The following is an 8,618-nucleotide window of genomic DNA, read 5'->3' on the forward strand; positions in this document are numbered from 1 at the left end:
CTGCACCGGTGGGCGGTGGCTCTGCTGCACCACCCGGCGCTCGTGCCACGCTCACCCCGCCCGGTGGTGCTGGCCCGCCGCCGGCTCGCGGCCGGCCGACCGGTCCACCCGACCGCGGTCCGGCGGGCCTTCGAGCGGCTGGCCGGGCGGGCGCCACGACGCTGGGTCGACGAGCCGATCGCGGTCGGCTCGGGCTCCGACGTGGAGACGGTGGTCCGGCACCGGGTGCCCGGGGTGGCCGTCCGCACCGTGCTGGACGGCCCGGGCCGAACCCGTCCGCTCAGCCTGGTCCGCAAGACCCTGGCCGGGCCGGTGCCGCGCGAGCTGCTGGCCTACCGCAGTGGCCTGCTGGAGGGCGGTGAGGGCTACCGCCCGTCCCGGCTGCTGCACGCCGAGGCCGACGGCGCCGACCGCTGGCACCTGTTCCTGGAGGACCTGGGGGAGGTCCGCCCGCTGCAGGACCCGGCCGAGCTGCTGCTCGCCGCCCGCGCGCTGGGCGAGCTCAACGGCCGCCGCCTGGTGCCGGTCGGGGCCGCGGCCGACCTGGACGCCGAGCACCCCTGGCTGGCCGAGGTCGGCCGTTGGACGCTGCCCTCCTTCGCCGAGCTCCGCCGCCGCGCCGGGGTGCTGAGCGGACGGGTGCCCGAGGACGTCCGGCACCGCTGCACCGAGCTGCTGGCCGCGCTGGCCGGGGCCGAGGACGAGCTGACCCGGCAGGTCGCCCGGCTGCCGCTGACCACCAGCCACGGCGACGCCACCCGCTCCAACCTCGCGGTGCGCGACGGCCGGCTGGTGCTGTTCGACCTCACCGCGGTGCAGCTGACCCCGGTCGGACGCGACCTGGCCGACCTGGTCGGGCTGCCCAACCCGGCGCTGGGCCGCGAGCCCGGGCTCGCCGGGGACTGCCACCGCGCCTACCGCGACGCCCTCGCCGCCGCCGGGGTGCGGCTGGGGGAGGACGAGCTCGGTCTGGCCGTGCGCAGCCGGTTCGTCCGCAAGGCGTTCTGGTGGCTGCTGATGACGATCCCGCGGCGGCTGCCTGCGGGTGCCGGGTCGGAGGTGCCCGAGCGTCGGCGCCAGAACATCCTCGCCGACCTGCACCGGGTGGCCGCGGAGGCCGAGCTGCTGCTCGACGCACTCACCGCGTCCGGTGCGGCCTCCGGCGCCAGGTTGGCCGGCGGGGGAGAATGAGCGGGTGCCGACCTACCGTGACGAGGCGATCGTGCTGCGCACCCACAAGCTGGGTGAGGCCGACCGGATCATCACGATGCTGTCGCGCGAGCGCGGGAAGATCCGCGCGGTGGCCCGCTCGGTGCGCCGGACCACCTCCAAGTTCGGCTCCCGGCTGGAGCCGTTCGGCCACGTCGACCTGCAGCTGGCCACCGGGCGCACCCTCGACGTCGTCACCCAGGTGGAGTGCCGGCACGCCTGGGGCGACCCGCTCTCCCGCGACTACCGGCGCTGGACCGCCGGGCAGGTGATGCTGGAGACCGCCGACCGGCTGGTGGTGGAGGAGCGCGAGCCGTCGCGGCGGCAGTTCCTGCTGCTGGCCGGGGCGCTGCGGGTGCTCAGCCAGGGCACCACCGACGGTGAGCGTCCGGCGACCATGGTGCTGGACTCCTACCTGCTGCGGGCGCTGGCCGCCGCCGGCTACGCGCCGAGCTTCTCCGACTGCGCCCGCTGCGGGGTCGCAGGCCCGCACCAGTCGTTCTCCCCGGCGGCCGGCGGAGTGGTCTGCGTGCGCTGCCGGCCTCCCGGCACGGCCGTCCCGGCCCCGGCCACCCTGGCGCTGATGGGGGCCCTGTTGACCGGGGACTGGCCGGCCACCCGGGACGCCGAACCGGCGCGGCAGCGGGAGGCCAGCGGTCTGGTGGCGGCGTTCGTGGCCTGGCACCTGGAGCGCGGGCTGCGGTCGCTGGCCCACCTGGAGCGGGAGTGAGCCAGCCGCCGGCCGGGCCGCCGCTGCTGACCCGTCCGCCCGGGCAGCAGGTCGCCCCGCCGACGTCTGGCCGCGGCGGGTGGGGTGCGCTGGTGCCGGCGCTCGCGCTGCCGGTGGTGATGGTGGTCGTGCTGGTCGCGGTGCTCGGCATCGGGCGTCCCAGCCGGGACGAGTCGCTGGCCGGGGCCGGCGACCCGTACCACCCGTCCTACGGCGCCAGCGGCTACGACGCCCAGCACTACCTCATCGACATCACCGTGGACGGCACCACCGTCGGCGGGGTCACCGAGATGACCGCCCGGGCCACCCACGAGCTCGCCGAGATCCACGTCGACCTGGCGCTACCGGTCAGCGCGGCCTGGGTCGACGGCGAGGAGGCCGACGTCGAGACCTGGCCCGAGCACGACGTCGAGATCACCCCGGACCGGCCGGTCGCCGAGGGGCGGACGTTCGTCGTCCGGATCGCCTACGCCGGCGACCCGCTGGAGGTCGCCCCGGTCCGCGGCGTCCGCACCCCCTGGTACCGCCAGGGCGATGAGCAGGGCGCGGCCGGGCAGCCGGAGAGCTCGGCCTGGTGGTTCCCGGCCAACGACCACCCCAGCGACCCGGCCCTGATGGAGTCGAGGATCCGGGTGCGCGCCGGCACCCAGGCCGTCAGCACCGGCGCCCTGGTCAGCCGCGACATCGGCACCGAGGCCGACTGGGACACCTGGCACTGGCGGGCCAGCCAGCCGATGGCCACCTACCTCAACTTCGTGGTGGTGGGCCGCTACCGCCTCGAGGCCGGCCAGGTCGCCGGACGCCCCTACGTGTACGCCGTCAGCGAGGCCCTGCCGCCGGACCAGCAGCAGCGGCTGCTCGCCGAGCTGGCCGAGACGCCGCAGTGGGTGGCGGCGCTGGAGGAGCACCTCGGCCCGTACCCGTTCACCGAGATGGGCGGCGTGGTGCCGTCCTTCCCGTTCTGGTTCGGCGGGCTGGAGACCCAGACCCGGCCGGTCTACCACGTGGGCAGCCTCGACGACCCCGGCTTCGCCGACACCCTGCTGGTGCACGAGCTGGCGCACATGTGGTTCGGCGACCACGTCACCCTGGAGCGCTGGGACGACATCTTCGTCAACGAGGCCTGGGCCTCCTACCTGGAGTGGGTGGTGGCCGAGGACGAGGGCGGCCGCACCGCCCAGCAGGAGCTGCAGCGCCACTACGACGCGCTCGCCGGAAGGGCCGACTTCTGGCGGGTGCGGATGGACGACCCGGGCGCCGAGCAGCTCTTCGCCACCGTCTACGAGCGCGGGCCGATGGCGCTGCAGGCGCTGCGCAACGTGATGGGTGAGGCGGAGTTCACCACCTTGATGCGGGAGTGGGCCCAGCGCGGCGGCACCGCCAGCCTGGAGGACTTCGTCGCCGAGGCCCGCGCCCGCACCGAGGCCGACCTCGACCCCTGGTACGACGCCTGGATCAGCGGCACCACCGCGCCGCCGCGGACCGCCGAGGTCGGCCTGGGCTGAGCCGGGCTCAGCAGTCGCCGCAGGTGCCGTAGATCTCCAGGTCGTGGCGGACGTCGCGGAAGCCGTTGGCCGCGGCCACCCGCGCGGCCCAGGCCTCCACCTCCGGCGCGGCGACCTCCACGGTGCGCCCGCAGGAGCGGCAGACCAGGTGGTGGTGGTGCCCGGTGGAGCACTGCCGGTACAGCTGCTCGCCCTCGGCCGTGCGCAGGGTGTCGACGGTGCCGGCGTCGGCCATCGACTGCAGCGCGCGGTAGACCGTGGCCAAGCCGACGGGGGAGGGACCCTCGCGGAGCAGCGCGTGGATCTGCTGGGCGCTGCGGAAGTCGTCCAGCTGGGCCAGGACGTCGGCGACGGCCGCCTGCTGGCGGGTGCGTCGCTGCGGTGCGCTGGTTGCCATCACCTCCACCTCCTGTCGTGCTCGGCCCCCGACCCTACCCGGGACCGGAGGCGGCTCACCTCGCGGTCAGTGCTCGTCCCAGTGGTCCCCGTGGCGGGCGTGGCGGTGCCCGTCGTGCACCCAGTCGGTGTGGTCGCCGTGGCGGACCGGCTCGTGGTCGCAGTCGGGGCCGCCGTGACGGTGCAGGTGCTGCTCGGCGGCGGCGTGCGGCAGCGGCAGCAGCGGCGGGTCGGCGACCGCGTGGCCGCGCTGGCGGCGTCGCTGCAGGACCGCGCTCAGCGGCCAGGAGGCGATGAACACCGCGATCGCCAGCAGCACGATCAGCGCCCCCGGGGCCACGTCGGCGTAGAAGCTGCCGACCGCACCGGAGACCGCGACCAGCCCGCCGATACCCATCGCGGCGAGCAGCCCGGCGGTGAACCCGCGGACCAGCCCCTGGGCCGCCGCCACCGGCACCACCATCAGCGCGCTGACCAGCAGCAGCCCGACGGTGCGCATCGACACCGTGACGGCGACCGCGGCCAGCACGACGACGAGCAGGTTGAGCAGCCGCACCGGCAGCCCGAGCACGCGGGCGTGGTCCTCGTCGGCGCAGACCGCGAACAGCTGCGGGCTGAGTCCCACCGCCGGGACGAGCACCACCACGGTGAGCACGCAGACCACCACCACGTCGGTGGTCGTGAGCGAGGTCAGCGAACCGAACAGGTACTGCGACAGCGCGCCGGCGCCGGCCCCGGTGATCCCCGCCATCAGGACGCCCGCCGCCAGCCCCCCGTAGAAGAGGATCGCCAGCCCCACGTCGCCGGAGGCCCGCCCGTGCTGACGCAGCACCTCCACCAGCACCGCACCCAGGACGGCGACCACCACCGCCACCGGCAGCGGCTGGCTGCCGGTGACCAGGGCCAGCCCCACCCCGGCGATGGCGATGTGGCCCAGGCCGTCGCCGAGCAGGCTGAGCCGGCGCTGCACCACGTAGGTGCCGATGGCCGGCGCCATCACCCCGGTGAGCAGAGCCACCAGCAGCGCCCGGCGCATGAAGTCGTAGCCGAGGAGCTCCAGCATCAGTCCTCCTCCTCCGCCGCGGGGTCGCGGAACACCCGCTGGTGGTGACCGGGGGAGCCCAGCAGCTCGTGGTGCTCGTGCCCGCCCGGCAGCCCGACCTCGGGTACCGCGCCGTCGTGCACCAGCCGGCCGTCCTGCAGCACCACGGCGCGGGTGAGCAGCGGCAGCAGCGGCCCTGTCTCGTGCAGCACGACCAGCGCGGTGAGCCCGTCGGCGACCAGACCGGCCAGCACGTCGGCGACCGCCTGCTGGCTCTCGGCATCCACCCCGGCCAGCGGCTCGTCCATCACCAGCAGCTCGGGGTCGCCGGCCAGCGCGCGGGCGATCAGCACCCGCTGCTGCTGACCGCCCGACAGGTGCACCATCTGCTCGGCGCGCCGGCCGGCCATGCCGACCCGCTCCAGGCTCTCCCGCACCCGCTGCCGGTCGCGCCGGGAGGCGGGCAGCAGCGCACGGCGGTGCGCCAGGCGTCCCGACATCACCACCTCACCGACGGTGGCGTTGCGCAGGTTGAGCGTCGAGCGCTGCGGGACGTAGCCGATCCGGGCCCAGTCGGTGCCGCGGGCGCTGGTGCTGCCGAACAGCCGCACCGATCCGGTGGCGGCCGGCAGCAGCCGCAGCATCGCCCGGACCAGCGTGGTCTTGCCCGACCCGTTGGCGCCCATCACGGCCACCACCTCACCGGCCCGCACCTGCGCGCGCACGCCGCGCAGCACCGGCCGTCCGCCGAGCAGCACGGTGAGGTCGTCGACCTCGACCAGCGCGTCGGCGGGGACGCCTGGGGTCGGGGGGTGCTGCCGGTCCGCGACCACCGGCACCCCCTCAGCTGCAGCCATTCGCCGTCCGCAGGGCCTCGAGGTTGGCCCGCTGCACCGCAATGTAGTCGCTCCCGCGGGACTGCTCGGTCAGCCCTTCGAGCGGGTCGAGGACGTCGGTGGTCAGGCCGAGGTCGCCGGCGATGGCCTCTGCCACGGCGGGGGAGACCAGGGTCTCGGTGAAGATCGTGGTGATGCCGTGCTCCTCGGCCTCGGCGTGGATCGCCGCGATCCGGGCCGGGGAGGGCTCGGCGTCCGGGCTGATCCCGCTGATCCCGATCTGCTCCAGGTCGTAGCGGGTGGCCAGGTAGCCGAAGGCGGCGTGGGAGGTGATGAACTCGCGCCGCTCGCAGGTCTCCAGCCCGGTGGCGAAGTCCTGGTCGAGGGTGTCGAGCTCCTGCTCCAGGGCCTCGGCGTTCGAACGCACCGTGGCGGCCTGCTCGGGGGCGGCGGTCGCCAGCGCGTCGGCGACCCCGGTGGCGACGGCCGCCAGGTTCTCCGGGTCGAGCCAGGTGTGCGGGTCGAGCCCCTGCTCCGACCCGTGGTCGTGGCCCTCGTGGTCCTCCTCGGCGTGCGCCGGCTCCGTGTGCTCCTCCTCGCCGTGCGCGTGGCCCGGCACCTCCTGCAGGGTGACGAGGTCGGCGACGTCGACCACGACCTCCGGCGCGTTCTGGGCCACGGCCTCGTCCACCGCGGGCTGGAAGCCGCTCTGGTAGACCACGACGTCGGCCTCGGCGATCTCGATCAGCTGGCGCGGGCTGAGCTCGAGGTCGTGCGGCTCCGCGCCCGGTGCGACGAGGTTGGAGACCTGCGCCGACGTCCCTGCGACGCGCTCGGACACGAACTGGAACGGGTACAGCGCCGTCACCACCCGCAGCTGACCAGGCTCGGGTGCGGACGGCTCCGATCCGGTGCCGCACCCGGCGACCAGGAGGAGGGCCGTGGCGGACAGCGTGCCGCAGAGCGCGCGCAGGGACGTCGACATGAGAATGATTCTCGAATTTGTGACAGGGAGAAGTCAAACCGGCGGCGTCGACGGAGCCGTAGGGTGTGGCCGGTCGAGGAGCGAGGAGGGGCGCGTGATCGTGCTGACGCGGTTCCGGGTGCCCGCGGAGGGTGCCGCTGAGTTCGTGGCGCAGGCGGAGGCGGCGGTCGCGGTGCTGTCCGCCCGACCCGGGTTCCTCGGTGTCGACCTCGGCCGGAACCTCGACGACCCGGACCTGTGGACCATCACCACCCGGTGGGCCGACGTCGGCTCCTACCGGCGGGCGCTCCACGGGCTGGAGGCGAAGATGGTCGTGGTGCCGCTGCTCAGCCGGGCCGTGGACGAGCCGACCGCCTACGACGACCCCGACCGGGTCGGCGTCAACCGGCCCCGCGGGCAGGCCGACGGCTGAATGCTCAGCGTCCCGCCGGCCCGCGCCGGTCGTCCCGCGGGATCCGGTGCCGCAGCATCAGCGAGGGCCACACCCCCCACAGGCTGAGGAAGAGCACCAGCCCACCGACCAGGGCCATCAGCGCCGGCCCGCGGCCGAGCACCACGTCGAAGATCAGGAAGAGCACGCCGACGATGGTGAACGCCAGCGCGACCAGACCGGCGGTGGCCACCCCGTGGGCCCGCGTCACCAGCCAGGGCCGCAGACCGCCGCGGAAGAGCACCCGGTGGAACGCGACGGGGGCGACCAGCAGCGCCGTGGCCACCACCGACGTGCCGAGCACCACCAGGTAGATCTGGTGCTGCACCGGGCTGAGCTCGTCGAACCGGGTGCCGAAGGGCAGCGTGAGCAGGAACCCGGTGAGGATCTGCACCCCGGTCTGGGCCACCCGCAGCTCCTGCAGCAGCTCGTTCCAGTTCCGGTCCAGCCGCTGGTCGGCGGTCTCGTCGGCGTGCCGGCGGGCGGCCTGCCTCACGACGACCCGTCCTCGCCCAGACCCATCACGGTGCGGTAGAAGTCGAGCTCGGCGCGGTGCCAGGCCGCGACGTGCTCGGGACGGCGGAACCCGTGGCCCTCGCCGGGGAAGAGCAGGTAGTCGTGCAGCAGGCCCTTGGCCCGGGCCGCCTCCACCACCACCTCCGACTGCTCCGGGGGTACCACCTTGTCCTCGGTGCCCTGCAGCACCAGCAGCGGCACCGACAGCCGGTCGACGTGGCTGAGCGGGGAGCGCTCGCGGTAGACGTCGGCGGCCTCGGGCAGCGGACCCACCAGCCGGTCCAGGTAGCGCGACTCGAACTTGTGGGTGAAGGCGGCCAGCGCGGCCAGGTCGGCCACCCCGAAGAAGGAGGTGCCGCAGGCGAACGGGTGCTCCGGTGCGGTCAGCACGGCCAGGGTGGTGAACCCGCCGGCGCTGCCGCCGCGCACCGCCATCCGGTCGGGGTCGACCAGCCCGCGGCGGGCCAGCTCGGTGGCGACCGCGATGACGTCGGCCACCTCGCTCTCGCCCCAGCGTCCCCGCAGCGCGTCGCGGTAGGCGCGCCCGAACCCGGCCGAGCCGCGGTAGTTGACGTCGGCCACCGCGAACCCGCGGGTGGTCCAGTAGGCGATGGCGGCGGTGCGCACCGGAAGGGTGTGCCCGGTGGGTCCACCGTGCAGGAACACCACCAGCGGCGGCGCCTGGCCCTCCGGGCCGGCGGCGTCGGCGTTGGCCGGCAGGTGCAGGAAGGCGTGGGTGCGCTGCTCGCCCTCGCCCACGGTGATCGCCTGCACCAGCCCGAGGTCGCCGGGCCGGTCGGTCGGCGGTGCCACCGCGGCCACCGTGGTGACGCCGCCGTCGAGGGTGCGCAGCCGGACGGCCCGGCCGCCGTCGGCGTCGGTCTCGACGGTGGCGACCCCGCCGGCGTGGGCGGTCAGCTCGGCCACCTGGCCGGTCGGGACGGGCCAGGACCGGGCGGACGCCGGCCG

10 protein-coding genes are annotated in these 8,618 nt (G+C 75.2%); 4 read left to right on the forward strand and 6 right to left on the reverse strand.

Annotation, left to right across the window (positions count from 1 at the left end; genetic code table 11):
• The 3 genes from DVA66_RS13540 to DVA66_RS13550 all read left to right on the forward strand — a co-directional run.
• A partial coding sequence (locus DVA66_RS13540) for a hypothetical protein (RefSeq protein WP_114560563.1) occupies positions 1–1,191 on the forward strand: 1,191 nt, incomplete at its 5' end.
• Between the two features lie 4 nt (positions 1,192–1,195).
• On the forward strand, positions 1,196–1,939 hold the full coding sequence (gene recO, locus DVA66_RS13545) for a DNA repair protein RecO (protein ID WP_114560564.1): 744 nt from the start codon (positions 1,196–1,198) through the stop codon (positions 1,937–1,939).
• Positions 1,936–3,444, forward strand: a complete 1,509-nt coding sequence (locus DVA66_RS13550; RefSeq protein ID WP_114560565.1) for a M1 family metallopeptidase — start codon at positions 1,936–1,938, stop codon at positions 3,442–3,444. Before recO ends, DVA66_RS13550 begins: the two co-directional genes overlap by 4 nt.
• A gap of 7 nt (positions 3,445–3,451) precedes the next feature.
• Here DVA66_RS13550 and DVA66_RS13555 read toward each other — a convergent pair whose 3' ends face one another.
• The 4 genes from DVA66_RS13555 to DVA66_RS13570 form a co-directional block, all read right to left on the reverse strand.
• Positions 3,452–3,841, reverse strand: coding sequence for a Fur family transcriptional regulator (locus tag DVA66_RS13555; RefSeq protein WP_114560570.1), 390 nt, complete (start codon positions 3,839–3,841; stop codon positions 3,452–3,454).
• Positions 3,842–3,907: 66 nt separating this feature from the next.
• Positions 3,908–4,900: a metal ABC transporter permease gene (locus tag DVA66_RS13560; protein ID WP_408608912.1), complete on the reverse strand. Its 993-nt coding sequence runs from the start codon at positions 4,898–4,900 to the stop codon at positions 3,908–3,910.
• Positions 4,901–4,902: 2 nt separating this feature from the next.
• Entirely contained in the window at positions 4,903–5,739 is an 837-nt protein-coding gene (locus DVA66_RS13565) for a metal ABC transporter ATP-binding protein (RefSeq protein ID WP_114560566.1), read from the reverse strand.
• A complete protein-coding gene (locus tag DVA66_RS13570; RefSeq protein ID WP_114560567.1) occupies positions 5,726–6,703 on the reverse strand; it encodes a metal ABC transporter substrate-binding protein in 978 nt (325 codons plus the stop codon). Before DVA66_RS13570 ends, DVA66_RS13565 begins: the two co-directional genes overlap by 14 nt.
• 94 nt (positions 6,704–6,797) lie before the next feature.
• On the opposite strand from DVA66_RS13570, the gene DVA66_RS13575 reads away from it, so the two are divergent.
• Complete coding sequence (locus DVA66_RS13575; RefSeq protein ID WP_114560568.1) at positions 6,798–7,115, forward strand: antibiotic biosynthesis monooxygenase family protein; 318 nt, start codon at positions 6,798–6,800, stop codon at positions 7,113–7,115.
• Between the two features lie 4 nt (positions 7,116–7,119).
• Here DVA66_RS13575 and DVA66_RS13580 read toward each other — a convergent pair whose 3' ends face one another.
• Both DVA66_RS13580 and DVA66_RS13585 read right to left on the reverse strand, forming a co-directional pair.
• Entirely contained in the window at positions 7,120–7,629 is a 510-nt protein-coding gene (locus tag DVA66_RS13580; RefSeq protein WP_114560569.1) for a DUF6328 family protein, read from the reverse strand.
• On the reverse strand, positions 7,626–8,618 hold a 993-nt coding region (locus DVA66_RS13585), incomplete at its 5' end, for a S9 family peptidase (protein WP_157974000.1). The genes DVA66_RS13580 and DVA66_RS13585, both read right to left, overlap by 4 nt.

Source organism: Desertihabitans aurantiacus (assembly GCF_003344635.1).
Taxonomy (GTDB): domain Bacteria; phylum Actinomycetota; class Actinomycetes; order Propionibacteriales; family Propionibacteriaceae; genus Desertihabitans; species Desertihabitans aurantiacus.